Genomic DNA, 24993 nt, shown 5'->3' on the forward strand with positions numbered 1-24993 from the left:
TGAGTTTATACGACCAATCACATATTCCAAGTTCTGGTTATGGATCGCGGGGCGGACAATGGGCGCCAATCAAGGAGCCCGCCATGTCCGCCCCCGTTTCCGTCGCCACTCCCAACCCCTTGCTGCAACGCGCGCCCGGCCTGCTGCTGGCGGTAACTATCGCGCTGCTGGCCTGGCTGCTGGGCCGCTGGGTACCGCTGATCGGCGGGCCGGTGATCGGCATCGTGCTGGGCATCGTGGTCGGCAACACGCTGCCGCTGGGGGCGCGTTACGCGCCGGGCATCGCGTTCGCCGGCAAGAAGGTGCTGCAGTGGTCGATCATCGCGCTGGGCTTCGGACTCAGCCTGGACCAGGTGGCGAAGACCGGACTGGAGTCGCTCTCGGTCACCCTGGTCACGATGACGATGGCCTTTCTTTCCGCCTGGGCACTGGGCCGCTGGCTCGGCGTGCACGACAAGCTGATGGTGCTGATCGGCGTGGGCACCGCGATCTGCGGCGGCTCGGCGATTGCCGCGGTGACGCCGATCATCCGCCCCGACGACCACGACACCGCGTTTGCGATCTCCACCATCTTCCTGTTCAACGTGGTCGCCGTGCTGCTGTTTCCCCTGCTCGGCCACCTGATGCACCTGACCGACCTCGGCTTCGGCCTGTGGGCCGGCACCGCGATCAACGACACCTCGTCGGTGGTCGCCGCCGGCTACAGCTACAGCCACGCCGCCGGCGACTACGCCACCATCGTCAAGCTGACCCGCGCCACCCTGATCATCCCGATCTGCCTGGTGCTGGCCTTCGTGGTCGCCGCCCGCGAGAAGCGCAAGCATGCCGAGGCCGGCAACGCCGGCCACTTCAGCCTGGCCAGCATCTTCCCGTGGTTCATCCTGTGGTTCCTGGTCGCCTCGGCGCTGCGCACCGCCGGGCTGATCCCCGTGGCCATCCAGCCGTCCATTCACCTGCTCGCCGAATTCCTGATCATCGTGGCGCTCACCGCGATCGGCCTGTCCGCCAACCTGCGCAAGATGATCTCCAGCGGCCCGCGTCCGATCCTGCTCGGGCTGGGCGTGTGGATCGCGGTGGCGGTGAGCAGCCTGCTGGTGCAACTGGTGATCGGGCGGCTTTGATCCCGGCCCTCGTCACCGGTCGGCATGAGTCTCGACGCTTACGCCTTGCCCTGCTCCACCAATGTCAACGCCACCTTGTCGCGCAGATACACCGGCAAGGCCAGCTCGGGCGCTTGCGCATGGCCAGCCGCGAACTCGCGCATGGCCAGTTCGGCGACATGCGCAGCTTGCGGGTAGCAATGGCCATCGGCCGAATGCAGGGCGCCACTGAGGCGCTGGCTCAGCACGGTGGCGTAGGTGGCCCAGCCGCTGCCGACTACCTGCCAGGCGTCCGCTTCAGGCAACACCAGGGTCTCGGCAGTGCAGATGCGCTCGTCGTCCAGCGCGACCAGGCCGCCATTGTCGTCGCGGCGGTAGCAGGCGGCGTAGATTTCGCCCATGCGCGCGTCGATCACCGCGAGGATGGCGGTGCCTTCCTCCTCCGGCGCCTCCAGCGCCAGCGCGGCGAGCGAAGAGACGGTGATCACCGGCAGGTCCAGCGCCAGCGCCATGCCTTGCGCCAGCGACACCCCCAGCCGCACGCCGGTGAACGCGCCGGGGCCGCGGCCCACGGCGATCGCGTCGAGCGCGTGGCGGCCGATGCCGGCTTCGGCCAGCAGTTCGTCGGCCATCGGCAACACCAGTTCGGTGTGCCGGCGCGGCGCGATTTCACTGCGGGCGATCAGCTCGTCGCCGTGGATCAGGGCGACGGAGCAGGCTTCGGTGGCGGTTTCGATCGCGAGCAGATTCATGATTGTCCCATGATAGCCGCTGGCGGCTCGGTCGAGGTCGGTACGTACGCATACCAGTCGATGCGGCGGGTCAGGTACATCATCAGCGCGACCATCGCCAGCAGCACCAGGGCGCCGATCAGCAGCGCGTACTGCTCGGCCGCGATCAGCCCGTACAGCATCGCGTAGATCAGCCCCAGCACGCCGCCCAGCAGCAGGCCGGCGCGCCGTGCATGCAGCACCGCCATCGCATAGCCACCGACCAGCACGACCACCGCGGCCGCCGCCAGTGCGTAGGCCAGACCGAAACCGATCTGCTCGGACAACGCCAGCAACACCACGTAGAACGTGGCCAGCGCCGCGCCGACCAGCAGGTATTGCACCGGGTGCACGCGCAGCCGCTTCAGCACCTCGAACAGGAAGAACGCCACGAAGGTCATCGCGATGAACAGCAGGCCGTACTTCCCCGCGCGCACGTTGCGCTGGTACACGTCGACCGGCTGGTACAGCTGCACGCCGAAGGTCGACGCCTGCAGCGCGGCTGTCATGGCGTCGCCGTCCGTCCAGTGCTGGCCGTAGCTGCGATTGAGGTCCAGCAGGTGCCAGTGGGCGCTGAAGCCGCTGGCATCGATGGCGTGTTCCAGCGGCAGCGCCGCACCGATGAAGCTGGGGTCGCTCCACGGCGCGCGCATGGTCACGTCGGTGCCGCGCGCCAGCGGCAGCATCTGCAGCGCCTCGGTGCCGGCCAGCTTCAGGCTGATCTGCACGTCGATCGGCTGGTCGCCCAGCACGTCGAGGTCGATCGGCACCACCACGTTCGGCCCTCCCCCAAGGCGATCGGCCGACGATTCGAAACGGGCTGGCTGACCGTTGACCCGCAGGTCGGAAATTTCCTGCAGGCCGCGCAAGTCACCGATCGGCAGTCGCAGTTCGGCCTTGCCGCCCTGCCACGGCGCGTCGCTGGCATGGCGATACTCGGCGATGTCCTGCGCCCGGAATTGCGCGCCGAGCTTCACCGTGGCGACGAATACCGGGGCGGTGTAGATGCCATAACTGCGCGTGGTCACCGCCATCGCCACGTCCAGCTTCAGCGCGTCGGCCAGCATGCTTGCGCTGCCCGCCTGCCAGCGCGGCGTCGCCTGACCTTCCGCCGCCACCTGGCGCAAGGTGGGCACCACCAGCACCGGCCCGCCCAACACCTGCTTGCCGCCCCAGCCTTGCGCGATCTGGCTGATCGCATCGGTGCGCAATTGCTGCCGCTCGCCCACCAGCCCGCGTACCTGCATCAGCGGTATCGTCATCAACAACGCCAGCACCCCGACCCCGAGCACCTTGGCGGTCACCGTCTGTGTCCAAGCAATCATGCGTCCACACTCCCCGGATGGAGCGCGCATCAGAGCAGACGCAACGGCCCGCAACGCGTCGCAAGCAGGCCGTTCGGGGGCACGGGCATGGCATCCACGAGGCGGTGAGGGAGCGATCGCGGATCTAGTCGCGGATTTACCGGCGGGCAGGCTGGCGGGGTGTCACCGCCGAAGGTCTTCCACCCATCGACCATCCACGAGTTCGACCCACCGGGTAATGCCGATCCCGGCCAGGAAGGCCGGATCGTGGCTGACCACGACCAGGGCACCTTCGTACGCGCGCAACGCCTGCGCCAGCAGGTCGACGCCGGGAAGATCGAGGTTGTTGGTCGGCTCGTCCAGCAACAGCAGCTGCGGTGCCGGCGTGGCGTGCAGCACGCAGGCCAGCACCGCACGCAGGCGCTCGCCGCCGGACAACGCGCTGGCGGCCAGGTCCATCCGGTTGCCCTGGAACTGCAGCCGTGCCAGCAGGTTTGCGCGTTGCTGTGCGGGCATGCCCGGGGCGGCGAGCGCAAGGTTCTCGCTGACCGTACGGTCCGGATCGAGCAGCTCCAGCCGCTGCGACAGGTAGGCGACCCGACCCGGGCCATGCCGCACGTCGCCATGGCCCGGCCTGCACTCGCCGGCGATCACCCGCAGCAGGGTGGTCTTGCCCACGCCGTTGGCGCCGCACAACGCGATGCGTTGCGGACCGTGGATGGTGAAGCTCAGGCCGTGCCTGCCGAAAAGATCGCGACCGCCCTGCACCACCTGCAGGCCCTCGGCCGAAAACAGCAACCGGTCGGCGGCCACCCGCGTGGCCGGCAATGAAAAATCCGGCACCGCCGCATCGTTCAATGCGTGCCTTGCGTCCTGCAGGCGCGAGCCCGCCTGTTCCATCCGCGCGGCATGGGTCGCGTCGACCCTGGCTGCGGAAGCCTGCGCCGCGCTGCGGCGATTGCCGGCCACGATCCGTGGCAACCCGGCGTCGGCCAGGTGGCGCGAGGCATTGCCCGATCGCCGCGCGGCGCGTTCGCGTGCCTGCTGCATGTCGCGCTGCTCCCGCTTCCATTCGCTGCGCAGGTTGCGCACCTGCTGTTCGACGGCGCGCTGTTCGGTTTCCAGCGTTTCGCGATAGAACGCGAAGCCACCGCCGTACAGGCGCAATGCGGACGGCGTCAGTTCGGCGATCTGATCCATCCGCTCAAGCAATTCCCGATCATGGCTGGCGACCAGCAGACAGCCCTTCCACTCCTGCAGCACGGCATACAGCCGCAGGCGCGAAGCGCGGTCGAGATTGTTGGTCGGCTCGTCCAGCAGCAGGACGTCCGGGCGTCGCATCAGTTGCGCCGCCACGCCCAGCGACATCGCCTCGCCGCCACTGAAGGTGTCAAGCCGGCGCTCCAGCGCAACGTCAACCAGACCCAATCGCGCCAGTGCCGCCACGCTGCGCTCGCGCACCTGCCAGTCGCCATCGACTGCATCGAAGTGCACGGGATCGACCTGGCCGGCGGCGATCGCATCCAGCGCCTGCAACCTGGCCGCGATGCCCAGCACTTCGGCCACCGTGGCCTGGCCATCCAGCGACACGCTTTGCGGCAGATACCCGACGACACCGTCGATCGCCACCTGACCGGACCGCGGCGACAACTCGCCCGCCAGCAGCTTCAGCAGGCTGCTCTTGCCTGCACCGTTGGGCGCGACCAGGCCGGTGCGAACCGGCCCCAGCGCGAACGAAAGACCGTCCAGCACCGGCGTGCCGTCAGGCCATGAAAAAACGAGATTGACGACGCGAATGCGTGCATCCGACATGGGATTCTCCACGACAGCACACGGGCAGCTGCTGCCCGCGGCGATGAACCAGGAGGATGGCCGACGCGACGCGCCTGACTGGCGGCGCCCGGAATCCAGGATGGGTCTATGGATGAATCATGTCGCTCACATGCTGCCGTGCTCTCCGTCGTGCGCGTGCATTCTATGACCTTCGGCACCGGCCTGCCCGATCCTGAAACTTCATCACCGGGCCGCGGTCAGGCACCATGAGGTGCCGGCGCGGTCGGCGCATCGCACTGCCCATATGACAAGACCGGAGATCCGCATGCACAGGCTCGTCCGCTTTCTGACCCGCAACCGGGGCTTCATCACCTTCATGCTGTGCATGATGGTTTTCCGCAGCGCGGTGGCCGACTGGAACGTGGTGCCGACCGGCTCGATGCAGCCGACCATCCGCATCGGCGACCGCATCCTGGTCGACAAGCTGGCCTACGACGTGCGCCTGCCGCTGACCCATGTCTCGCTGCACCACCTGGCCGATCCGCAACGCGGCGACATCGTGGTGCTGGATTCGCCGGCCGCGCACGAGCGCCTGGTGAAACGGGTGGTCGGCCTGCCCGGCGACGAGGTGGCGATGCGCGCCAACGTGCTCTTCATCAACGGCCGCGCGGCCAGCTACGCGGCCAGCGGCTATCAGGGCATCCACGACGACCTCAGCGATCCCGCGCATTACGAAACCGAACGCTATGGCGCGCTGCGCCACGCGATCCGCCTGTCCAACCGTCACCCCAGTCCGCTCAGCAACTTCGGCCCGGCCAGGGTGCCGCCCGGCCAGTACCTGCTGCTCGGCGACGACCGCGACAACAGCATGGACTCGCGCTACTTCGGCTTCTTCGCCCGCGGCGAGATCGTCGGCCGCGCGCACCACGTCCTGGTCTCGCTGGACCCGCAACAGCATTACCTGCCGCGCGGGGATCGCTTCGGCGCCGCGCTGCACTGACCCTGGCCGTACGGCCAGGGATTAATTCGCCGGATCGAATCGGCTTCCGCGCTGCTCGTCCCGGGCCAGCCAGGCCAGGAAGTCGGCGCGCATCGACGCATCCAGTTCGTGGCCGGTCGGATGGAGCTTCGTCTCGTGGGCGACGCCGAGGCGGGTCAACCAGTCATCGCTGCGCTGCGCCCAGCTCACCGGAAGTTTGTCGTCGTGCGTGCCATGCGCGATGTAGCCACGCAAGGCGAACAGACGGTCCGCGCTCGCCAGCAGCGGCTCGAGCTCCGGCAGGATGCGCCCGGCCAGCACGGCGAATGCAGCGACGCGTTCGGGCGCGGTCAACGCCACGCTGGCGCTGAGGATGCCGCCCTGGCTGAAGCCGGCCACGACGGTGTGCGCCGCGTCGATGCCGTGGGCCTGCTGCAGTTGTCCGATGAAGTCGATCAGGATGCGACGGCTGGCGTCGGCTTCGCTGGCCACGATCTGCGGACCGTTGCTGCTGAAGGCCACGCGGAACCAGCCGAACGCCATCGGGCCCAGCGTGATCGGCCCGCGCGGCAACACCACCAGCGTGTGGCTGTCGACCTCGGCGCCGAGCGCGGCGAGGTTGCTCTCGTTGCCACCCACGCCGTGCAGCAGCACCAGCAGCGACGTCGGCTGTGCCGGCGGCGGCTGCAAGGTGCGGAAGGCCAGCGCGAAGGCCGGATCGTTCGACAACGGCGACAAGGTCTTCATGCTGCTTTCCCTAGCGCGGACTGCACGGCATCGGGCAAACCGAACGCGAACGAATCCATCGACAGCACGCCGTAGGTCATGCCGCCCTCGACCAGCTGTGCCGTGTCCGTCGCGGAGCTTGCGCCCACGGCGACCAGCAGCGGCAGGTAGTGCTCCTCGGTCGGGTGCGCGCGTTCACCGTGCGGAGAACGACGCCGGTAGTCGAGCAGCGCCTCGACGTTGCGTGAGGCCACCGCGTCGCGAACCCAGCCGACGAATTGCCGGGCGTACTCCGGATCGCGGATGTGCTGGCGGAATTCGTACAGGTTGTGGGTGAGGCTGCCGGAACCGACCACCAGCACGCCGCGCTCGCGCAGCGGCGCGAGCGCCTGGCCCAGTCGCAGGGCACCGGCCGCATCGATGCTCTGCGGCAGCGACACCTGGAACACCGGCACGTCGGCGTCGGGGAACAGATAGCGCATCGGCACCCACGCGCCGTGGTCGAGGCCGCGGCGTTCGTCGACGGTCACTTCAAAACCCGCCGACGCAAGCAGGCGTGCCGCATCCTGCGCCAGCGCGGGCGCGCCCGACGCGGGGTATTGCAACTGGTACAGCGGCTCGGGGAAGCCGCCGAAGTCGTGGATCGTTTCCGGCGCGGCGCTGCTGCCGATGCGCACGCCCCGCGTCTGCCAGTGCGGCGACACCACCAGCACGGCGGTGATGCCGCTCAGCGCCTGGCCGATGGCGCGCAGGTTCGGGCCCAGCAGGCCCGGTTCCAGCGCGAACATCGGCGAACCGTGGGAGATGAACAGCGAAGGGGCGGTGATCATGGTGTTTTCTCCATGGGCAACGGACGCGAAGCGCCCGTTGCGTGAACTGCAGGATGGAACTCAGGCGTCGCGGCGCTTGCTCCACAGATGGTCGAGGCTGAGCGCGCCGGCGCCGTGCGCGGCGACCATCAGGAAGCCGCCGGCCATCGCCACGTTCTTCCAGAAGTTGATCGCCTGGGCGGCATCATCGAAGTGGGCGTGGAACACCACGGCGCTGACCAGCGAGAACGCGGCCATCGCCAGCGCGATCCAGCGGGTGAATGCGCCAGTGAGGATGGCCAGGCCGCCACCGAGTTCCAGCGCGATCACCAGCGGCAGCAGCGCGCCCGGCAACCCTGCGGATTCCATGTACTGCTGGGTGCCGGCGTAGGCGGCGATCTTGCCCCAGCCGGAGATGATGAAGATCAGCGAAAGGCCGATGCGGCCAAACAGCGCAAGCGAGGCGTTCATGACAAGTCCTTTGGTGATGGGGTGATGGAGCGAGTTGATGGAAGACACTCTATTCGCCAAAGGAATACCGATAAACTGGATCTGGATTGACTTACTGTTCCGCAAATCGAGACAAAGGGACCGTGCCGTGGACAAATTCCAGGAAATGGCCAGCTTCGTGGCGGTGGTCGAAGCCGGCAGCTTCGTCGGCGCCGCCGAGGCCACCGACCTGTCCAAGGCGGCGGTGTCGCGCCATGTCGGCGAACTCGAGCAACGTCTTGGGGCGCGCCTGCTGCACCGGACCACGCGACGACTGTCGCTGACCGACGATGGCCAGCTGTTCTTCGCCCGGGCGAAAGAGCTGCTGGCCGCGGCCGACGAGGCGGAATCGGAAATCAGCTCGCGCAGCGGCGAGCCCAGCGGAAGGCTGCGCATCAATGCGCCGCTCACCTTCGGCGTGCTGCACCTGGCCCCGCTATGGGGACGCTTCGCGCAGCGGTATCCGAAAGTGTCGCTGGACATCGAACTGAGCGATCGCGTCGTCGACCTCGTCGAGGAGGGCTACGACCTCGCCGTGCGCATCACCAACCTGCCCAGCTCGCAGCTGGTCAGCCGGCGACTCGCCACCACCCGCATGATCGCCTGCGCATCGCCGGCCTACCTGGCGCAGCACGGCACGCCCACGCACCCCGCCGAACTGGCCCAGCACGAGGTCATCTCCTACAGCTACTTCGCCGCCCGCGACGAATGGACCTTCACCGCGCCCGACGACAGCCCCGTCGTGGTGCGCACCCACGCCCGCATCCACGCCAACAATGGCGACACCTGCCGTGCCGCCGCGCTGGACCACCAGGGCATCATCCTGCAACCGGACTTCATCATCGCCGACGACCTGCGCCGCGGCGACCTGGTCGAACTGCTGCCGACCTACAGCACGATGACGCTAGGCATCCACGCGGTGTATCCGTCGCGCAAACACCTGCCGATCAAGACGCGCAGGCTGGTGGATTTTCTGGTGGAGGCGTTTGCGGTGCCGGGGTGGGATGTGGCGCGGTGATCAGTGGCGACCTGAGGCGGGATCTTGCCAGTCGGGCGAGTGTCGACTTCGCCCAGAAGTGGACACTCCAACATGCAGTCTCATCGGGTTTCGTCCTGCTCAACTTCCCTCGCCCCGGTTTTCGTGTGGACCCTATCTCGCGATAACGTCCATTGTTCGCAGCGGCCGGCAGGGCATCAGCTATATCGTTTGCAGGAAGTGAACCCGACTTGCATTTCTCAGTCTCCCCGGGATTGCACGGCGCTTGTGCGGCAGGCAAGATCAACCGCATCCGCAGCTATCGGGGACGCCTACGTGCCATTGCCAAACGCTACGGTCGGCGCACGCGAGGCGAGAAAGTGCAGGAAGCGGAGCATTCTGCATCGCCTGCTGGTTGCCGCCGCTTTGCTGCTGGTTATTTCCGGGGGAAGTGCAATGGGTCTGTTTACTTCGCTGGTGTTGTTTTCGCCCGTGTCTGGCGTAGTGCTGAAGGATGGCGCGCCAGTGGAGGAGGCGGAGATTCGGCAGGAATTGAGGTTGTTTGACGAGAAGTTGCCCGTGCAACGAGCATTGAGCGATTCATCGGGCCGGTTTCATTTTGCGATAGTCGAACGACGAGCGGGCCTTAGCAGAATCGTGCCGCATGAACCGGTGATCACGCAGACGATCATCATCACGTACGCCGGTAAAGAGTACGAGGCATGGATCCATACGAAGAACAGCTATGAGCTCAACTCCGAGCTGGACGGCCACCCACTTCGTCTGCAGTGCGAACTTTCTCGCGAGCCGGACTTTGAAGGAAAGCATTACGGAATCTGCAAGGCTGTTTGACGCCAGCAAGACAACACCACGCAATGGGAGCCAGGCTCATGGAACTTTCACCTGCCGATTCAGCCGAAATCGCCAGTAGCGCTTACACACTCCGCGACTCCACGGACATGCGTCGCATGGCAGCTGCCGCGCCATTGACCCGCCACGCCTTTCGGTTGCTCGACGCCACAAGGTTGACAGGAACCACGGGCCTGGGTGCGCCGTTGAATAAAACCACCGGGTTCGGTTACGTCGCATGGGGCGAGGGTGCCAGGCAAGGCGAATGCCTCGTGTCGATTCGAGGAACATTTATGCTGAGTGCCTGCGACTGGATGACCAATGCGCGGCTGGGCGGCGTGAATGGGCCGAGCGGGTTCTGCGTTCACTCAGGATTTTGGGCGGCCGCGCAAACCATCCTTCCGCAGGTAAGGTCGGCATTGCGTGGTCGCAATGTATCGACCATCCATCTTGTGGGCCACAGTCTCGGTGGCGCGATCGCGACGCTGCTGGCGGATAGTCTCGGCGATACCGGCTGCCGACTGATCTTGTACACCTTCGGCGCACCTCGCGCCGGGGTAGGACAGCACGCTGAATATCTGACCAACAAGCTTGGTACCAACAACATCTTTCGCGTATATCACGACACGGACCTGGTGCCGATGGTGCCTGTCTATCCGTATTGCCATGCACCTTATGGATCCCGTGCTTATGCCATGAAGGGGCCCGGCAAGGTGATCAGCGCCGCCGCACATTCGATGACCACATACTCGCACTCGGTAGGGTCGCTCGGATGGATCGGGTTACCTATCCGGGAGGCGTCGCTGGGCAGCCTCGAAGCTGCTCAAGTCTGGCTTGCTGCTGCCGCGGATGTCAGTGGGCCGAGTATCATGTTGTCGGCCACGGCATTGAGAATGATCCTGTCCTCGCTGGACTGGATATTGAAGCAGATAGGTCACGGCGTAGGCCTCGCACTGCTGGGCGGTGCGACGATCGTCGATCGCCTGGCACATCTGCTCTACAGTGGCGCCCTGCAGTCGATCAAGCTTGCCGGGATGATTCGACAATTGATGTCTGCAGCGATGCGTTTCATGGGCCGCACCATCACCGCCACGATGAATATCACCGTTGCGTTCGTGCAGTACGTATTTGACCTGCTCTTTCGGGTCATTTCCAGGCTGGCCTTGCGCGCCGCTGAATTGATGGTTCGTTGATGGCGAAAACCTCCGAGGCAGACAACTCGCGATAACCCGTACCCACGCCCGCATCCACGCCAACAACGGCGACACCTGCCGTGCCGCCGCGCTGGACCACCAGGGCATCATCCTGCAACCGGACTTCATCATCGCCGACGACCTGCGCCGCGGCGACCTGGTTGAACTGCTGCCGACCTACAGCACGATGACGCTCGGCATCCACGCGGTGTATCCGTCGCGCAAGCACCTGCCGATCAAGACGCGCAGGCTGGTGGATTTTCTGGTGGATGCGTTTGCGGTGCCGGGGTGGGATGTGGCGCGGTGATCGCCGCCCCGAGTGATCCATCGCCTTCGGCGATCGAATCACCTTGCCTGCAGGAGCGCGCTTGCGCGCGATGTTCGGCGCGGAGCTGACGGCATTCAACGCCGTGTCACCCGCACCCGCCATGCGAGGCCCTGATCAGGGCACCCCGGCCACCGCCACCGCGTCCGCACCCGCGGGAATGCGAAGCGGGCACGCGGGATCGTTCACCGCACGCCACACCGCTTCGGCCACGTCGCGTGACAGCGTGATCTCGGACGACTGCCGCGACTCCGCAAGAACCCGCTGCGCAAAGCTGTCGTAGGCCTCGGGAAAGCCGTCCTGCATCAGGGGCCGTGCGTTCTCGCCAAAGGCCGTGTCCGGAGCCCGCCCCGGCAGCACGAGGTTCACCTGCACATGAAACGGCTGCAGTTCCAGCGCCAGCGATTCGGTGAATGCATTGATGGCCGCCTTGCTGGCGGTGTAGACGGAAAGCAGCGGCAGCGGTTTCAGCGTCACACTGGAGGTGATGTTCACGATGCGCCCCGCCCGCCGCTCACGAAACCGGGGCAGCACCGCGCGGGTCATCGCGATCGTGCCCAGCGTGTTCGTTTCGAAGACCGTGCGCGCGATGTCCATGGTGGTGCCCTCCAGTGCGTTCAACACGCCGATCCCCGCGTTGTTCACCAGCACGTCAATCGGCCCCGCCGCGTCCACTGCTGCAGCAATGCTTTGCGGATCGGTCACGTCGAGGGGGAGCACGCGCAGGCGTGCGGAGCGGGGCAGCAGGTCCTCGCGCGGCGTGCGCATGGTGGCGATGACATTCCAGTCGCGGTCGAGGAAATGGCGGGCAATCTCGAGGCCGAAGCCGGACGAGCAGCCGGTGATCAGGATGGTTTTCATGATGACTCCGTAATGGTGGGCGGAGTCGAAACGATAGGCGGGTTGGTCAGGACTTTCTATGATAGACAGTCCATTATTCTTTTGCAGGAGTCCTGCATGATCGACCCGCTTGCGGAGATTGTCACGCTGCTGCAGCCAGCCGCCCGCTTCTCCAAGGTCGTGGTGGGCGCCGGTCGCTGGCGTGTCCGTCGCGAGGAAGTCGGGCAGCCGTTCTACTGCGTGGTCATTGACGGATCGTGCCGCCTGAAGGTCGACGACGACGCGCCGATCATGCTTCATGCGGGCGATTTCGTGCTGATCCCGGCGGCGCAGAACTTCACCATGACCAGCCAGGAAGCGCTGACCCCGGAAGACGTCGACTCACCGCCGATGCCAATGCCTGATGGCGAGTTCCGGCTCGGCCACCCTGCCGGTCCGCCCGATGTCCGATTGCTGGTGGGCCACTGCAGCTTCGCTTCACCGGATGTGGCCTTGCTGGTTTCGCTGCTGCCGCGGCTGGTGCACGTGCGCGACGACAAGAGGCGGGCTGCCGTGGTGCAGCTTGTCGCCGACGAATCCCGCGCCCGTCGCCCCGCACGCGATGTCATCCTCTCCCGCCTGCTGGAAGTGCTGTTTATCGAAGCGCTTCGATCCGGCGCGGGGACGGCTGCGTCACCCGGTCTCCTGCACGGCCTCGCCGACACCCGTCTCGCCGAGGCGATACGGCAAATGCACGAAAATCCCGCTCGGCCATGGACGGTCGCGCAACTGGCGAAAGCGGCGGCACTGTCCCGCTCGGCATTCTTCGAACGTTTCAGCCGCGCCGTCGGCATCGCCCCGATGGCCTATCTGCTCGCCTGGCGCATGGCGCTGGCCAAGCAATTGCTGCGGCGCCGGGAAGGCGCACTGACCGAAGTAGCCGAACGCGTCGGCTACAGTTCGGCCAGCACCTTCAGCGTCGCCTTCGCCCGCCACGTCGGGCAGTCGCCGATGCGGTATGCGCGGGCGCAAGGATAGAAGGCTGAGCAGGAGCATCACGCAAGTGTGCTGCCGCAAGTAGCCGCAGCAGCGGCCGCGCTCCAGGCATCGGCATGGATGCCCGAGTTGAGGCAAGCGCGGTTACGATCTCGGCGGTTACGATCTCGCCTGCACCCTGCCCGCCACCAGGCGGTCCGAGCCACCCGCGACATTCCGATAGGCACCACGATGAGCCAGTCCCTGGAAGCAACCCGCAGCGCCACGGTGAAAGCGCCTTCCGTGCTGCGCCGGATTCCGCCCGGCATCTGGGCGCTGGGCATGGTCTCGATGCTGATGGACACCTCCTCGGAGATGATCCACGCGCTGCTGCCGGTGTACCTGGTCGGCACGCTCGGTGCCTCGGCGCTGGCGGTCGGCATGATCGAGGGCATCGCCGAATCCACCGCGGCGATCACCAAGGTGTTCTCCGGCGCACTGTCGGACTGGCTGGGACGGCGCAAGTTGCTGGTGGCGCTCGGCTACGGCCTGGCCGCTTTCACCAAGCCGGTCTTTCCGCTGGCAAGCACGCTCGGCTGGGTGGTCGCGGCGCGTTTCGTGGACCGCGTCGGCAAGGGCATCCGCGGCGCACCGCGCGACGCGCTGATCGCCGACCTGGCACCGGCCGAATTGCGCGGCGCCTCGTTCGGCCTGCGCCAGTCGCTGGACACCACCGGCGCGTTCCTCGGCCCGGTGCTGGCGATCGCCCTGATGTGGCTGACCGCCGACGACATCCCGCGGGTGTTCTGGTTCGCGGTGGTGCCAGGCCTTGCAGCGTTCGCGCTGGTGCTGTTCGGCGTGCACGATGCGCCGCGCGACCGGAACAGCAGGCGGGCGCGTTCGCCGTTGTCGCGCGCCGAGTTGGCGCGCCTGCCGCCGCTGTACTGGGGCGTGGTGGTGATCGCCGCGGTATTTACCCTGGCCCGTTTCAGCGAGGCGTTCCTGGTGCTGCGTGCGCAGGAGCTGGGCCTGGGGCTGGTGCTGATTCCGCTGGTGCTGGTGGTGCTGAACGTGGTGTATGCACTGTCGTCCTACCCGGTCGGCGTGCTGGCCGATCGCTTCGACCACGGCAGCCTGCTCGCGCTTGGCGTGCTGGTGCTGGTGCTGTCGGATCTGGCCTTGGCCTTCGTCGGCGGACTGGCTGGACTGGCGCTGGGCGTGGCGTTGTGGGGACTGCACATGGGCATGACCCAGGGCCTGCTGGCCGCGATGGTCGCCGACGCGGCACCGACCGACCTGCGCGGCACGGCGTACGGCATGTTCAACCTGGTCAGCGGACTGGCCCTGCTGGTGGCCAGCGTGGTGGCCGGCGGGCTGTGGGATGCGTTCGGTTCGCGCGCCACCTTCCTCGCCGGCGCCGGCTTCGCGATCGTGTCGTTGCTCGCGCTGGTGCCGGTGGCGCGACGGGTGCGCAGGAGCCGGCCGGCACCGCACTGAAGGGAGCGGCGTGGCGTTCGACGGCGCCGCTGCCCGGGATAGCCGTGGAGCCCACGACGGGAGGAAGTCAGCGCGAGGTCGTCTTCACCCCGTGGGCCCGCCGCTGGCCTCGCGGGTCAGGGTCTGGAATGCCTGCATGATCTGCTCCGGCGCAAAGCCGCAATGGCCTTCGCCGACTGACGGCAGCAGGGTCGGCGCGCGGCCGTGGGCGGACTGCACCATGGCCGGATACACCGGCTGGTAGCGCACGGGGATGAGGAAGTCATCGTGGTTGTACTGCAGCACCAGCGGCTTGTGGATCTTGCCGCTGAGCGAGGTGGCCACGGCCAGGTAGCGCATGGCCTGCGGGTCGCCGGCGTAGCGGCGCACGCCGCGATTGAAGGCCGCATCGTCACCGAAGCCGGCGTACACCGTGGCGCGATTGTCGACCGGCATGCCTTTGGCGCGTTGCTGCATCTGGTGCAACACCAGGTAATGCACGCCGATGGCACCGGCCAGGCGTTCGCGCGATACGTGCAGGTGCGTGGCGAGCAGCTGCGCGGCGTGTTTGTCGGTCTGCAACGCCGCATCCACTGCATGCATCACTTCCATCTGGCCCAGCGCGGGCGCGGCGGGATCGGCGAGGCCACCCGGCGGCAAGCCGGGCGTGCGGGGAAAGAAGTAGTCGAACGCGACGACGGAGGTCAGGATGTCGTCGAACACGCGTGTGCCGGGCACGTTGGCACCGCACAGCGACAGCCCGCCGTCGTAATGCCGGCCGTGATGCTCCAGGCTGGCCAGTACGACGTAGCCGCCCATCGAAAAACCCACGACGTAGGTATGCCGGGGCTGGCCGTGCCGCCGTACGAACCAGGCGCGCAGGCGCTCGTTGTCGCGCAGCGCGTCATCCACCGCCCAGCCCTGCGAGGCATAGCTGCTCTGCGCCAGCGCGTAGCCGGCCGCCAGAAACGGCGACGCCTCCTCGCCGGGTGGCCTGGGCGCGGGGCGCGGCGTTCCGATCGGCTCGAAACCGTGCAGCTGCATGACCAGGTCGCCATTCCAGTGCGCGGGGATGTCCACCCGGTACGGCGCGCCCTTCAGCACGCCGGTGTCCACCGTGGCGGTGGAGGTCGCCTTGTTCTCGGGATCGGCATCGTGCGCGGCTGCCGTCCCCGCACTCAGGGCGAGAAACGCCAGGAACAGCCATGCACCACGGGGCTTGCGGATCATCGACAGCAACTCCTTCGCCTGGACAGGAAGCATGGGGCGCGACTACCGGTTTCGCGTTCGCCAACAGCTGGGGGTGGTCGCCTCAGGACGCGGCCACCAGCGTTCCCTGATGGAACAGGATCACCCAGTCATCTGCCCGACGTCGCCAGATCGTGCTGCGACGGCTCACGCGTTCGCCCTGCTCCAGGGTGTAGGTGAGCAGGTAGGTGTCGGGGCCGAGCTCGCGGCAGTGGAAGTCGCGGGTTGTCCAGCCGTGTTCGGCAGGATCGGGGGCGCGGTGTTCGAGGACATCGAGGACATGGGCGCGGCTGTAGCGCAGGCCGGAGGCACCGACTTCCCAGAAATCCGCCTCGACCATGCGTTCGAAGTCGGCGCGGCGGCTGCCGAATTCCGGCCGGTGGAAGATCGGCTCGCGCCGACGCAGGGCTTCCAGCACGGGCAGCAGTTCGGGGGCCGTGACCAGGTCGGGTTCCGCCGGATGGCCGTTCCGCTCGCGGTCGCGGTGCGATGTCGGGCTCATGGCCTGGTTGCGCTGCGACAGGAAACGAACGCTTACCGGGGCGGCTGCCACAGCTCGACGCGCGCGCCTTCGGGGTCGGTGATCCAGCCGAAGCGACCGAACTCGCTCTGCTCGACGCGCTCGTCCACCGCGACACCGGCGGCACGCAGTTGCGCCAGCAGCGCGTCGAGATCGTCGACGCGGAAGTTGATCATGCACGCTTGCGGGCCGGGGCCGAAGTACTCGGTATCGGCCGCGAACGGCGACCACAGCGTGTAGCCCGGACGCTGCTCGTCTTCGACGAAGCGCGCGCCACCCCATGCTTCGGCATCGAGGCCGAGATGCTTCGCGTACCACGCGGTGAGCGCCGCGGGATCGCGCGACTTGAAGAAGATGCCGCCGAGTCCGATGACCTTGGCCATGTTGCGATGTTCTCCCGATCGGGTTGTGGGCGGGCTCAGGGTAATCCCCTTCGACCTCGCTGCGCTACGCCCGGGAGGAATCCTTCGCGGTCACCTGCGGCTCGTCGCTGAAGAACGCCTGCACGTCCGCCAGCTCGCGGGTGCGCGGCATCGGCGGCACGCTGGCGAGGAACAGCTTGCCGTAGCCCTTGCCGGTGAGGCGCGGGTCGCACAGCACCAGCACGCCGCGGTCGTGCACGCTGCGGATCAGGCGGCCGGCACCCTGCTTCAGTGCGATCACCGCGCTGGGCACCTGCCAGCCCATGAACGGGTTGATGCCGGATTGTTCGAGCGCGGCAAGGCGCGCCATCAGCACCGGATCGTCGGGCGCGGCAAACGGCAGCTTGTCGATCACTACCACGCTGAGCGCCTCGCCGACCACGTCGACGCCTTCCCAGAAACTGGCCGCGCCCAGCAGCACGCCGTGGCCGCTGGCGCGGAATTCCTCCAGCAAGCGCGGGCGCGGCGCGGTACCCTGCACGAACAGCGGCCACGGCACCTTGTCCTGCAACAGTTCGGCGGCACGACGCAGCGCCCGGTGCGAGGTGAACAGCAGGAAGGCGCGGCCATTCGAAGCGTGCAGCACCGGCAGCACGGCGTCGATCACCTGCTCGGTGTAGTCGCGCGCGTTGGGATCGGGCAAGCCCGACGGCAGGTAGCACAAGGCCTGCCGCGCATAGTCGAACGGGCTTTCCAGGCTCAGCGTCTGCGGCTCGTCCAGGCCGAGCTGGCGCGCGAAATGGTCGAAGTTGCCGGCCACCGACAGGGTCGCCGAGGTGTGTATCCACGCCGCCTGGGTCCGCTCGCGCAGGCCGCGCATCGGCGCGGCCAGGTCCAGCGGCGTGGCGTACAAGGCAAAGCCGCGGGGAAAGGTTTCGTACCAGCGCACGTCCTGGTCGCCGTGCGTCTCGACGATGCGCTCCAGCCGCTCGCTGAACAGCGCGGCGCGTTCGTGCAGGTTGGCGAAGCCGCGCGAGCGCTCGGCCTGCGAGGCGAGCAGCTCGGCCAGCGTGGCCAGCAGTTCGCCCAGCTCGTGCAGCGCGGTGCGCACATCGGCGCGATCCTCCAGCAGCGCGAAGGCGCCGCGCGTGGGCAGCGGGTCCATCGCCAGGCGCAGTTTGCGCAGCGCGTCCTGCAGCGCCTCGACCGGTTCCAGCAGCAGGCCGATCGCGCCGGTGACGCCGCTGCATTCGGTCAGCGCGTCCTGCGCCATGTCGGTGAGCTGGCGCGCGCTGAGGCTTTGCGAGAAGAACTGGCCGGCCAGTTCGGGAATCTGGTGCGCCTCGTCGAGGATGAAGGCCGCTGCGCCGGGCAGGATCTCGCCGAAGCCCTCCTGCTTCAGCGCGAGGTCGGCAAACAGCAGGTGATGGTTGACGACCACCACGTCGGCCTCCATCGCCTCGCGGCGCGCCTTGAACACGTGGCAGTCCTCGTGGAACGGACACTCCACGCCGAGGCAGTTCTCCGCGGTCGAGGTCACCCGCGGCCACAGCGGCGATTCCTCCGGCACCTCGGCCAGTTCCATGCGGTCGCCGCGGCGGGTGCGCGCGGACCAGGCACGGATCGTGGCGAGCTGGGCGGCCTGGGCGCGTTCGAAGGTGGCGCCTTCGCGCACGGTCTGATCGAGCCGGTACAGGCACAGGTAATTCGCGCGGCCCTTCAGCAAGGCCGTCTTCAGCCGTGCGTCCAGCACCGAGCGCACCTTCGGCAGGTCGCGGAAATACAGCTGGTCCTGCAACGCCTTGGTGCCGGTGGAGATGATCACCCGCTCGCCCGACAGCAGCGCCGGCACCAGGTAGGCGTAGGTCTTGCCGGTGCCGGTGCCGGCCTCGGCGACCAGCGTGTCACGGCCCGCGATCGCCTGCTGCACGGCGCGCGCCATCACCTGCTGGGCCAGTCGCGGCGCGAAGTTCGGCAGCTCGCGGGCGAACGGGCCGTCGGCACCGAGCAGGGCGTCGAGGTCGTCGGACCCGGTGTCGTCGAGGGCAGTCATCCGGCAAGTATGGCGGAGCGGCGACGCGCCACAAAACCCGGGGCGGAACCTTGGCGCGCTCCACTGCATCAACTTGCCTGACACCACCCCAGGGAGAATCCACGTGAGACTGTTCGCACCCGCCGCCGCACCCGCGCTTGACCTGGTCGACATCCACGGCCGTCCGATCGCGATCCATCGCGCGGGGCGACTGACCCTGCTCTCGTTTTTCCGCGACGCCGCCTGCCCGTTCTGCAATTTCCGCATCTACGAACTGACCAGCGAACACGCGGCACTGGCCGCGCGCGGTCTGGACATCGTGGCGGTGTTCAGCGCCTCGCAGGCGGACGTGCTGCGCTTCGCCGGACATCGGCCGCGACCGTTCCCGCTGGCGGCCGACCCGACCTCGCGCGCGCACGAGATCTACGGCATCGAGCGCTCGCTGTGGCGCAAGCTGAAGGCGATCGTGACGCGCGTGCCGACTTTGCTGAAGGGCATGCGCCTGGTCGGCCTGGCCGGGCTCAACACCGGCAACCTGATGCCGGCCGACTTCGTGATCGACGAGCACGGCCGCATCGTCGAGGCGTACTACGGCCGCGACGCCGGCGACCGCATTCCGCTGGAACGGGTGCAACAGCTGCTGCCGGCCGGTCGACTTCGGAAGGTGGCCTGAGCCGCTCGGCGTCACTGGCCGCGCCCGCGACAATCGTTCACCATGCGGGCACCGCCACCGGGAGATGTGCCGCATGACGACCGAACTTTGCATGCTGTTGTGGAGCGTGGTGCTGGGCCTGGTGCAGATCGCACTGGCCGCCACCGGCTCGGTGAGCCAGCGCGGCCTGGGCTGGGCCGCCAGCGCCCGCGACGGTGAACCGAAGGCACTGACCGGCATCCCCGCGCGGCTGTGCCGCGCCAGTCAAAACTTCCTCGAAACCTTCCCGCTGTTCGCGGTGGTCGTGCTGCTCGCCCTGGTGCTGCAGCGCCACGACGGCACGATCGCGCTCGGCGCCCAGCTGTATTTCTGGAGCCGACTGGTCTACCTGCCGGTATATGCCGCCGGCATCCCCTACCTGCGCACGGTGGTCTGGACAGTGAGCATCGTCGGCATCGTGCTGGTGCTGACGGCGCTGTTCTGAGTCACCGCGCAACCGGCAGGGTGTGGCGACGAACACAAGACCAGAAGAATGCCCCCAAGCACATGTCGGCTGGCCCGCCCACAGAAAGGAAAGTCCCGACATGACTACGCGTGGAGCATGACGATACGATCTTGCTCCCAGTATCCGGGAGGGATCGTGGGATTCCTGCCAGCCAGTGCTTCGATCAAGGAAGATGAAGATGCCTTATCTGATGAACGTCGAGGAAGCGTCGGTCTACGGAAAGCGAAAGTTCGTCAACACGAAGGGACATACCGAGTGCGTCGAGTTTGTCCGCCAGGTCACCGCCGCTCCACAGACGTCACTATGGATTCGTGGCCGACTGGTCAAATCCATCAAGCCCGGCGAACTCGCTCGCGGCACCGCCATCGCGACCTTCGATGACCATGCGAAATACCCGACCGACAGTTCGGGCAGACATGCCGCGATCTATCTCAGCCACGACAGTCGTGGCATCGTGGTGTTGGATCAGTGGAACAGTCAGGGTGAGGTCTTACAACGGGTCATCCGGTTCCATCGCCCGCCCGGAACGAAACGCAGCAACGACGGTGATTCGTTTTACGTCATTGAATAGCGGGAGAATGCGATGAAGACTTTCCTTTTTTGTGCTTTCCTGCTTGCCCTGTCAACAGGATGCGCCGCGATGCAGCCGATCGACTGTCCGGCGACGCTTGCTGTCACGAGCGCGGCCAGTCCGCCGGGCGATTGGCAGGTGGTGACGCCGACCGGAACCCGTTCGCTCGATCGCGTCGGATTCTATTCGGGGCCGCCGTCGGAGCAGGTGTCGCTGGCACCGGACAGCACCGTGGAAGGCGGCGGAAAATCGCTGGACGTCTGGACCTTCTCCCCGTCGACCGACGAGCCTCTGTGGGTCGCGTGCTTCTATGTTGGCACCACGCTGTTCATTGCGAAGCCGATGCCCCACGGCATGAAACGCTGCAGCGTGAATTACGCGACCACCCGCTCCGGATCGCGCTTGCGGCTGGCCGAGGCGCATTGCCAATAAGCTTGCCGCGGCACCGCGACCTGCCGGTGATTCGCGCGTGCCGTGTGTGCACGTCCGCTTGGCCGGGTACGCGAGAAAACGCGAGCGATCCCGTCGGCTGACTCAGAGCCTGAGAAGAAAACCACTTCCTGTGGCTTTCTTCTATCGCGAGTCCGGCGCATGTCCGGACTCGCTCACATGAAACAGTCACTTGTGTGACTGCTTCATGCTCGGCCGTCCTTGGCCGATCTGAGAGGTTGAAAAACTCACAACCTATCAGTACCGCGGCACGCCGGCCTTGTGGCACTGCCCCACCCACTTGCGGGCAGTGGCGGCACCGGCCTGGTCGCGGGCCTGCAGGCGCATTTCGACGATGGTCTGCCAGTTGCGTGCGCACAGCGGGCCCAGCCGCGGGCCCAGGCTCCACGAGCGATGGGCGAGGCGCTCGGCGGCGCCGAAATCCTTCAGTCGCACGGCCACTTCGGCGCGTTCCTGCAGCAGTTCCGGCGAATCGGGGCTGAGCTTCAGGGCCTGGTCGAGCTTGCCGGCGGCGGCGCCGTATTTGCCGGCCTGCTCGTCCTGCTTCGCGGCGTCCTGCAGCGCGTCGACGCCGGGATCGCGCAGCGGATTGACGTCGATGATCGACTTCTCGCGGGCTCCGGCCGCGCGGATCGCCGCCACCTGGTCATAGGTCGGCAATGGCACCTGCGCCGGCGCGGGCGGCGTGGTGGCGAACATGCCGCAGCCGGCGAGCAGGCCGGCGGTGAGCAGGGACAGCAGCAGATGTCTGACACGGAACAGCATGATCAGTTTCCATTCGGTATGGCAGGCGCCGCGACCGGCGCGTCGGCGGGCGGCGGGTTGTCGCCGCTGCCGAACAGGTTCTGCCAGAAGCAGCCTTCGGTGTCGGCCGACACGGTGCCGGCGATCACCGGCACCTGCTGCGCACCTTCGCATTGCGGTTCGGTACGCTTGCCGGTGGCGGGATTGAGCCAGGCCATCTCCAGGCCGGTGCCCGGTGCCGCCGGCAGCGGCTGCGTGGGGAGCTTGGCGAACAGGTCGCGCCACGCGCGCAGGCCGCCGCTGGCGCCGAACAGCGTGGTCGGCTTGTTGTCGTCGCGGCCCATCCAGAACACCGCCAGGTGCTCGCCGGTGAAGCCGGCAAACCAGCTGTCGCGCATGTCGTTGCTGGTGCCGGTCTTGCCCGCGGCATGCAGCGAAGCCAGCGCGGAATTGCCCAGCGCGCTGGCGGTGCCGTATTCGGCCACCTGCTGCATCGCCCAGGTGGTCAGCCGCACGGCTTCCTGGTATTCGCCCGCGCCACCCTGCACCTGGTAGCGCTTGATCGTGCGGCCATTGCCGTCGAGCACGCCGCGCACCGCCACCAGCGGCAGCGCGTGCCCGTCGGCGGCGAGGTACTGGTAGAGCTGGGTCAGTTGCAGCGGCGCCAGGTCCAGCGCGCCGATCAGCAGCGACGGGCTGGGATTGATGTCGCCGATGCCGAACGACTTCAGGAACGCCTGGATGCGCGGCAGGCCCACGTCCATGCCCAGGTGGATCGTGGCCAGGTTCCACGAGTGCGCCAGCGCGTCGACCATGATCAGCGGGTCGTGGCTGCGATGGTCGTCGTTCTGCGGTGTCCACTGGCTGCCGTCGGGCTGGCGCATGCTGACCGGGCTGTCGTCCACCAGGCTGGCCAGGTTCCAGCGCTCGGGCTGGGTCAGCGCCACCAGGTAGACGAACGGCTTGATCGTCGAGCCGATCGGCCGGCGCGCATCGAGTGCCCGGTTGAAACCCGGATCACCGGGGATCTTGCTGCCGACCACGGCCAGCACGCTGCCGCTGTGCGCATTGGTCACCACCGCCGCCGCCTGCACGCCGTCGCCACGCTTGCCCAGGCCCTTGAGCGTGCTGGTGATCGCCTGCTCGGTGTAGATCTGTGCCGCCGGATCGAGCGTGGTGAAGATCGACAGGTTGCCTTCGCGCAGCGCGTCCTCGTCGAAGTCCGCGGTGATCTGCTTGCGCACCAGGTCCATGAACGCCGGGAAGCGGTTGTGCGGCAACTGGCCGTTGCTGACGATGTCCAGCGGCGCGGCCTGGGCCGCGTTGAGCTGGGCCGCGGTGATCAGGTTGGTCTCGAAGAATTCCTTCAGCACCAGGTTGCGGCGGGTCAGCGCGCGCTGCGGCGATCGGCGCGGATCGTAGAAGCTCGGGCCCTTGACCATGCCCACCAGCAAGGCGATTTCCTGCGGGCGCAGGTCTTCGAGTCGCCGGCCGAAGTAGAACTCCGACGCGGCCGCGAAGCCGTGCACGGCCTGGCTGCCCTGCTGGCCGAGGAAGACGTCGTTGACGTAGGCCTCGAGAATCCGCCCCTTGCTGTAATGCGCCTCCAGCAGCAGCGACATCAGCGCTTCGTTGATCTTGCGGGTGAAGTTCTGGTCGCGGCTGAGGAACAGGTTGCGCACCAGCTGCTGGGTCAGCGTGGAGCCGCCCTGCACGGTATGCCCCGCGCGCAGGTTGGCGAACGCCGCCCGCGCGATCGCGCTGAAATCGATGCCGATGTGGTGGTTGAAGTCGCGGTCCTCGACTGCCTGCAGGCCGCTGACCAGCAGCGGCGGCACGTCGGCAAGGCGCACGAAGCGGCGCTCTTCCTGGCTGGCGCCGTACAGCGTGGCGATGCGCGCCGGGTCCAGGTGGGCCAGCTCGATCGGCTTGCCGCTGGCCGCGTCCTGCACCGACCTGATCGAGCCGCCACCCAGGCTGACGCGGATGCGCTTGGGCAGTTCGCCGCCGTCGGGGCCGGCGTAGCCGCGCGAGGAAATCGTGTAGCGCAGACCTTCCTTCTGCCAGCTGCCGGCGACCTGGCCCTTGCCGTCATGGCTGTAGCCGGCGAAGGTGAGTTCCAGTTCCAGCGCGGAAGACGTCATCGGCTCGCCGGCCGCCAGCGGCAACGGACGGGCGTAGACGCGGGTCGGTACCGCGAACACCAGTTCGTTGAAGCGGTCCTGGACGCGCTTGTTCAACACCAGGGTGTACGGCAGCACGAAGCCGACCAGCAAACCCGTGCCGATCCAGAACGGGATGCGCAGCCACGGCCAGCAGCGTCGGGCGAACAGGCGAATGCGGGTCAGAAAGGCCAACGTGGGGAATTCCGGCAATCAAGTGGTTCGATGATAGGGCCTGCCACCCGGCGGGCATATGAACGCGGCGGGCGGTTTTGGGGCGAAATGCGGGCGATTCGGGATTCGGGGAACGCAGAGGGTCATGCAGGGGACGCCGTGCCCGCGCTACGGAAGCGTCTGCCACGTCGCGGGTTCGGGGCGGAACGATCGGGGGTGGACGCCGAGCAGGCGCTGCAGCTCGCCGTTGTCGGCGACCAGGTCGTTGTCCAGTCGATCCAGCGCGCCGCGCAGGCGTGGCAGCGCCAGCTTCGCCGCGCGCAGCAGCCACGCGGGCAGCGGCAGCGGCATGGTGGCGACCGGCAGGCTGCGACGCACCCGCGCGAACATCTCCGCCGCAGGCAGACGTTCGCCGCCGCCGATCTGCAGCACGCGCCCGCCCGATGCCGGACACTCCAACGCCGCCAGCGCGGCCAGCGCGATGTCTTCCGCATGCACCGGCTGGCGCAGGCCGCGGCCGCAAGGCAGCGGGAAGACGCGCAGGCGCATCGCCCGACGCGCCAGCGGAGTGAGACTCTTGTCCAGCCCGGCGCCGTAGACCAGGGTGGGACGCAGCACGGTCCATGCGCTGCCGTGACGCTCGCATGCAGCCGCCAGTTGCGCCTCGCTTTCGCGCAACTGGCGCGAGATGTCGCGCTCGCCGGAAACCAGCGAATCGCGCTTGCTCTCAGCGCTCATCGAACTGGTGGCAATCACCCTTGGCGCGTCGACCACGTCGGCGTGCGCCAGCCAGTCGGCCAGGCCGGTCAGCGGACCGAAGCTGATGATCGCCGACAGTGGCGGCAGGCCCGGTGGCCGGTCGGGCAGCCAGCCATGCAACCAGGTGATGCCGGCGGATGCGGTTCGCGGCTGCCGGCTCAACGCGACCACCGGCTCGCCATTGGCGATCAGTCGTGGCAGCAGGAATCGGCCGATCTGGCTGCTGGCGCCGATCACCAGAACCGTCATGC

At 67.4% G+C, this 24993-nt stretch carries 26 protein-coding genes; 12 read left to right on the forward strand and 14 right to left on the reverse strand.

Annotated elements, in window-relative coordinates:
- The first annotated feature begins 83 nt into the window (after positions 1-83).
- On the forward strand, positions 84-1121 hold the full coding sequence (locus tag ABNK63_RS12690) for a YeiH family protein (protein ID WP_007805689.1): 1038 nt from the start codon (positions 84-86) through the stop codon (positions 1119-1121).
- 38 nt (positions 1122-1159) lie between these two features.
- On the opposite strand, the gene tsaB is transcribed toward ABNK63_RS12690, so the two are convergent.
- The 3 genes from tsaB to ABNK63_RS12705 form a co-directional block, all read right to left on the reverse strand.
- The gene (gene tsaB / locus ABNK63_RS12695) at positions 1160-1852 is read right to left on the reverse strand and encodes a tRNA (adenosine(37)-N6)-threonylcarbamoyltransferase complex dimerization subunit type 1 TsaB (protein WP_350015828.1); all 693 of its coding nucleotides are present in this window, start codon (positions 1850-1852) and stop codon (positions 1160-1162) included.
- Positions 1849-3195 (reverse strand): cell envelope integrity protein CreD, encoded by a 1347-nt coding sequence (gene creD, locus ABNK63_RS12700; RefSeq protein WP_350015829.1) that lies wholly within the window; start codon positions 3193-3195, stop codon positions 1849-1851. Before creD ends, tsaB begins: the two co-directional genes overlap by 4 nt.
- Positions 3196-3357: 162 nt before the next feature.
- A complete protein-coding gene (locus tag ABNK63_RS12705; RefSeq protein WP_350015830.1) occupies positions 3358-4986 on the reverse strand; it encodes an ABC-F family ATP-binding cassette domain-containing protein in 1629 nt (542 codons plus the stop codon).
- A gap of 286 nt (positions 4987-5272) precedes the next feature.
- Between ABNK63_RS12705 and lepB the strand changes: the two genes are divergently transcribed.
- Positions 5273-5947, forward strand: coding sequence for a signal peptidase I (lepB, locus tag ABNK63_RS12710; protein ID WP_350015831.1), 675 nt, complete (start codon positions 5273-5275; stop codon positions 5945-5947).
- A 21-nt stretch (positions 5948-5968) separates the two neighbouring features.
- On the opposite strand, the gene ABNK63_RS12715 is transcribed toward lepB, so the two are convergent.
- Genes ABNK63_RS12715 through ABNK63_RS12725 form a run of 3 tightly spaced genes read right to left on the reverse strand, consistent with a single transcriptional unit; the run spans position 5969 to position 7932 of the window.
- Entirely contained in the window at positions 5969-6673 is a 705-nt protein-coding gene (locus tag ABNK63_RS12715; RefSeq protein WP_007805682.1) for an alpha/beta fold hydrolase, read from the reverse strand.
- Entirely contained in the window at positions 6670-7482 is an 813-nt protein-coding gene (locus ABNK63_RS12720) for a class III extradiol ring-cleavage dioxygenase (RefSeq protein WP_350015832.1), read from the reverse strand. Before ABNK63_RS12720 ends, ABNK63_RS12715 begins: the two co-directional genes overlap by 4 nt.
- Positions 7483-7542: 60 nt before the next feature.
- Positions 7543-7932 carry a DoxX family protein gene (locus ABNK63_RS12725; protein ID WP_007805680.1) on the reverse strand — a complete coding sequence of 130 codons (390 nt, stop codon included), beginning with the start codon at positions 7930-7932 and terminating at the stop codon, positions 7543-7545.
- A gap of 127 nt (positions 7933-8059) precedes the next feature.
- Here ABNK63_RS12725 and ABNK63_RS12730 point away from each other — a divergent pair, with 127 nt between their 5' ends.
- The 4 genes from ABNK63_RS12730 (at position 8060) to ABNK63_RS12745 (ending at position 11275) form a co-directional block, all read left to right on the forward strand.
- Positions 8060-8968, forward strand: a complete 909-nt coding sequence (locus tag ABNK63_RS12730; RefSeq protein WP_350015833.1) for a LysR family transcriptional regulator — start codon at positions 8060-8062, stop codon at positions 8966-8968.
- A 294-nt stretch (positions 8969-9262) separates the two neighbouring features.
- Complete coding sequence (locus tag ABNK63_RS12735) at positions 9263-9778, forward strand: DUF6795 domain-containing protein (RefSeq protein WP_202946787.1); 516 nt, start codon at positions 9263-9265, stop codon at positions 9776-9778.
- A gap of 38 nt (positions 9779-9816) precedes the next feature.
- Positions 9817-10968: a lipase family protein gene (locus ABNK63_RS12740; RefSeq protein ID WP_350015834.1), complete on the forward strand. Its 1152-nt coding sequence runs from the start codon at positions 9817-9819 to the stop codon at positions 10966-10968.
- A 91-nt stretch (positions 10969-11059) separates the two neighbouring features.
- On the forward strand, positions 11060-11275 hold the full coding sequence (locus ABNK63_RS12745; RefSeq protein ID WP_238530885.1) for a LysR substrate-binding domain-containing protein: 216 nt from the start codon (positions 11060-11062) through the stop codon (positions 11273-11275).
- Between the two features lie 135 nt (positions 11276-11410).
- On the opposite strand, the gene ABNK63_RS12750 is transcribed toward ABNK63_RS12745, so the two are convergent.
- Positions 11411-12154 carry an SDR family oxidoreductase gene (locus ABNK63_RS12750; RefSeq protein WP_007805674.1) on the reverse strand — a complete coding sequence of 248 codons (744 nt, stop codon included), beginning with the start codon at positions 12152-12154 and terminating at the stop codon, positions 11411-11413.
- Positions 12155-12250: 96 nt separating this feature from the next.
- Between ABNK63_RS12750 and ABNK63_RS12755 the strand changes: the two genes are divergently transcribed.
- Positions 12251-13150, forward strand: a complete 900-nt coding sequence (locus tag ABNK63_RS12755; RefSeq protein WP_350015835.1) for an AraC family transcriptional regulator — start codon at positions 12251-12253, stop codon at positions 13148-13150.
- Positions 13151-13339: 189 nt separating this feature from the next.
- On the forward strand, positions 13340-14584 hold the full coding sequence (locus tag ABNK63_RS12760; RefSeq protein ID WP_350015836.1) for an MFS transporter: 1245 nt from the start codon (positions 13340-13342) through the stop codon (positions 14582-14584).
- 84 nt (positions 14585-14668) lie between these two features.
- Here ABNK63_RS12760 and ABNK63_RS12765 read toward each other — a convergent pair whose 3' ends face one another.
- The 4 genes from ABNK63_RS12765 to ABNK63_RS12780 all read right to left on the reverse strand — a co-directional run bounded on the left by ABNK63_RS12765 (position 14669) and on the right by ABNK63_RS12780 (position 18746).
- Positions 14669-15826 carry a hypothetical protein gene (locus ABNK63_RS12765; protein WP_007805669.1) on the reverse strand — a complete coding sequence of 386 codons (1158 nt, stop codon included), beginning with the start codon at positions 15824-15826 and terminating at the stop codon, positions 14669-14671.
- A gap of 49 nt (positions 15827-15875) precedes the next feature.
- The gene (locus tag ABNK63_RS12770; RefSeq protein ID WP_350015837.1) at positions 15876-16313 is read right to left on the reverse strand and encodes a DUF4440 domain-containing protein; all 438 of its coding nucleotides are present in this window, start codon (positions 16311-16313) and stop codon (positions 15876-15878) included.
- 32 nt (positions 16314-16345) lie between these two features.
- Complete coding sequence (locus ABNK63_RS12775; RefSeq protein WP_350015838.1) at positions 16346-16714, reverse strand: VOC family protein; 369 nt, start codon at positions 16712-16714, stop codon at positions 16346-16348.
- A gap of 64 nt (positions 16715-16778) precedes the next feature.
- Positions 16779-18746, reverse strand: coding sequence for an ATP-dependent DNA helicase (locus tag ABNK63_RS12780; RefSeq protein ID WP_350015839.1), 1968 nt, complete (start codon positions 18744-18746; stop codon positions 16779-16781).
- Between the two features lie 103 nt (positions 18747-18849).
- Here ABNK63_RS12780 and ABNK63_RS12785 point away from each other — a divergent pair, with 103 nt between their 5' ends.
- The 4 genes from ABNK63_RS12785 (at position 18850) to ABNK63_RS12800 (ending at position 20885) form a co-directional block, all read left to right on the forward strand.
- Positions 18850-19398 (forward strand): redoxin domain-containing protein, encoded by a 549-nt coding sequence (locus ABNK63_RS12785; RefSeq protein ID WP_350015840.1) that lies wholly within the window; start codon positions 18850-18852, stop codon positions 19396-19398.
- A 73-nt stretch (positions 19399-19471) separates the two neighbouring features.
- On the forward strand, positions 19472-19861 hold the full coding sequence (locus ABNK63_RS12790; protein ID WP_007805664.1) for an MAPEG family protein: 390 nt from the start codon (positions 19472-19474) through the stop codon (positions 19859-19861).
- Positions 19862-20060: 199 nt separating this feature from the next.
- Positions 20061-20453, forward strand: coding sequence for a BPSL0067 family protein (locus tag ABNK63_RS12795; protein ID WP_007805663.1), 393 nt, complete (start codon positions 20061-20063; stop codon positions 20451-20453).
- Between the two features lie 12 nt (positions 20454-20465).
- Complete coding sequence (locus ABNK63_RS12800; RefSeq protein WP_350015841.1) at positions 20466-20885, forward strand: STY0301 family protein; 420 nt, start codon at positions 20466-20468, stop codon at positions 20883-20885.
- Between the two features lie 255 nt (positions 20886-21140).
- Here the strand turns inward: ABNK63_RS12800 and ABNK63_RS12805 are convergent, their stop codons facing one another.
- From ABNK63_RS12805 to ABNK63_RS12815, 3 genes are all read right to left on the reverse strand, one after another.
- Complete coding sequence (locus ABNK63_RS12805) at positions 21141-21668, reverse strand: tetratricopeptide repeat protein (protein ID WP_007805654.1); 528 nt, start codon at positions 21666-21668, stop codon at positions 21141-21143.
- A gap of 2 nt (positions 21669-21670) precedes the next feature.
- On the reverse strand, positions 21671-24004 hold the full coding sequence (gene mrcB, locus ABNK63_RS12810) for a penicillin-binding protein 1B (RefSeq protein WP_350015842.1): 2334 nt from the start codon (positions 24002-24004) through the stop codon (positions 21671-21673).
- Positions 24005-24151: 147 nt separating this feature from the next.
- The gene (locus tag ABNK63_RS12815) at positions 24152-24991 is read right to left on the reverse strand and encodes an NAD-dependent epimerase/dehydratase family protein (protein WP_350015843.1); all 840 of its coding nucleotides are present in this window, start codon (positions 24989-24991) and stop codon (positions 24152-24154) included.
- Positions 24992-24993: the final 2 nt, after the last annotated feature.

Origin of the sequence: Rhodanobacter sp. IGA1.0, assembly GCF_040208325.1 — a bacterium.
Classification (GTDB): Bacteria; Pseudomonadota; Gammaproteobacteria; order Xanthomonadales; family Rhodanobacteraceae; genus Rhodanobacter; species Rhodanobacter spathiphylli.

Excerpts from the sequence above, each read along its gene's own strand:
- ABNK63_RS12690 (WP_007805689.1), top strand. The coding sequence starts at position 84 with ATGTCCGCCCCCGTTTCCGTCGCCACTCCCAACCCCTTGCTGCAACGC.
- tsaB (WP_350015828.1), bottom strand. The coding sequence starts at position 1,852 with ATGAATCTGCTCGCGATCGAAACCGCCACCGAAGCCTGCTCCGTCGCC.
- creD (WP_350015829.1), bottom strand. The coding sequence starts at position 3,195 with ATGATTGCTTGGACACAGACGGTGACCGCCAAGGTGCTCGGGGTCGGG.
- ABNK63_RS12705 (WP_350015830.1), bottom strand. The coding sequence starts at position 4,986 with ATGTCGGATGCACGCATTCGCGTCGTCAATCTCGTTTTTTCATGGCCT.
- lepB (WP_350015831.1), top strand. The coding sequence starts at position 5,273 with ATGCACAGGCTCGTCCGCTTTCTGACCCGCAACCGGGGCTTCATCACC.
- ABNK63_RS12715 (WP_007805682.1), bottom strand. The coding sequence starts at position 6,673 with ATGAAGACCTTGTCGCCGTTGTCGAACGATCCGGCCTTCGCGCTGGCC.
- ABNK63_RS12720 (WP_350015832.1), bottom strand. The coding sequence starts at position 7,482 with ATGATCACCGCCCCTTCGCTGTTCATCTCCCACGGTTCGCCGATGTTC.
- ABNK63_RS12725 (WP_007805680.1), bottom strand. The coding sequence starts at position 7,932 with ATGAACGCCTCGCTTGCGCTGTTTGGCCGCATCGGCCTTTCGCTGATC.
- ABNK63_RS12740 (WP_350015834.1), top strand. The coding sequence starts at position 9,817 with ATGGAACTTTCACCTGCCGATTCAGCCGAAATCGCCAGTAGCGCTTAC.
- ABNK63_RS12750 (WP_007805674.1), bottom strand. The coding sequence starts at position 12,154 with ATGAAAACCATCCTGATCACCGGCTGCTCGTCCGGCTTCGGCCTCGAG.
- ABNK63_RS12755 (WP_350015835.1), top strand. The coding sequence starts at position 12,251 with ATGATCGACCCGCTTGCGGAGATTGTCACGCTGCTGCAGCCAGCCGCC.
- ABNK63_RS12760 (WP_350015836.1), top strand. The coding sequence starts at position 13,340 with ATGAGCCAGTCCCTGGAAGCAACCCGCAGCGCCACGGTGAAAGCGCCT.
- ABNK63_RS12765 (WP_007805669.1), bottom strand. The coding sequence starts at position 15,826 with ATGCTTCCTGTCCAGGCGAAGGAGTTGCTGTCGATGATCCGCAAGCCC.
- ABNK63_RS12770 (WP_350015837.1), bottom strand. The coding sequence starts at position 16,313 with ATGAGCCCGACATCGCACCGCGACCGCGAGCGGAACGGCCATCCGGCG.
- ABNK63_RS12775 (WP_350015838.1), bottom strand. The coding sequence starts at position 16,714 with ATGGCCAAGGTCATCGGACTCGGCGGCATCTTCTTCAAGTCGCGCGAT.
- ABNK63_RS12780 (WP_350015839.1), bottom strand. The coding sequence starts at position 18,746 with ATGACTGCCCTCGACGACACCGGGTCCGACGACCTCGACGCCCTGCTC.
- ABNK63_RS12790 (WP_007805664.1), top strand. The coding sequence starts at position 19,472 with ATGACGACCGAACTTTGCATGCTGTTGTGGAGCGTGGTGCTGGGCCTG.
- ABNK63_RS12795 (WP_007805663.1), top strand. The coding sequence starts at position 20,061 with ATGCCTTATCTGATGAACGTCGAGGAAGCGTCGGTCTACGGAAAGCGA.
- ABNK63_RS12800 (WP_350015841.1), top strand. The coding sequence starts at position 20,466 with ATGAAGACTTTCCTTTTTTGTGCTTTCCTGCTTGCCCTGTCAACAGGA.
- ABNK63_RS12805 (WP_007805654.1), bottom strand. The coding sequence starts at position 21,668 with ATGCTGTTCCGTGTCAGACATCTGCTGCTGTCCCTGCTCACCGCCGGC.
- ABNK63_RS12815 (WP_350015843.1), bottom strand. The coding sequence starts at position 24,991 with ATGACGGTTCTGGTGATCGGCGCCAGCAGCCAGATCGGCCGATTCCTG.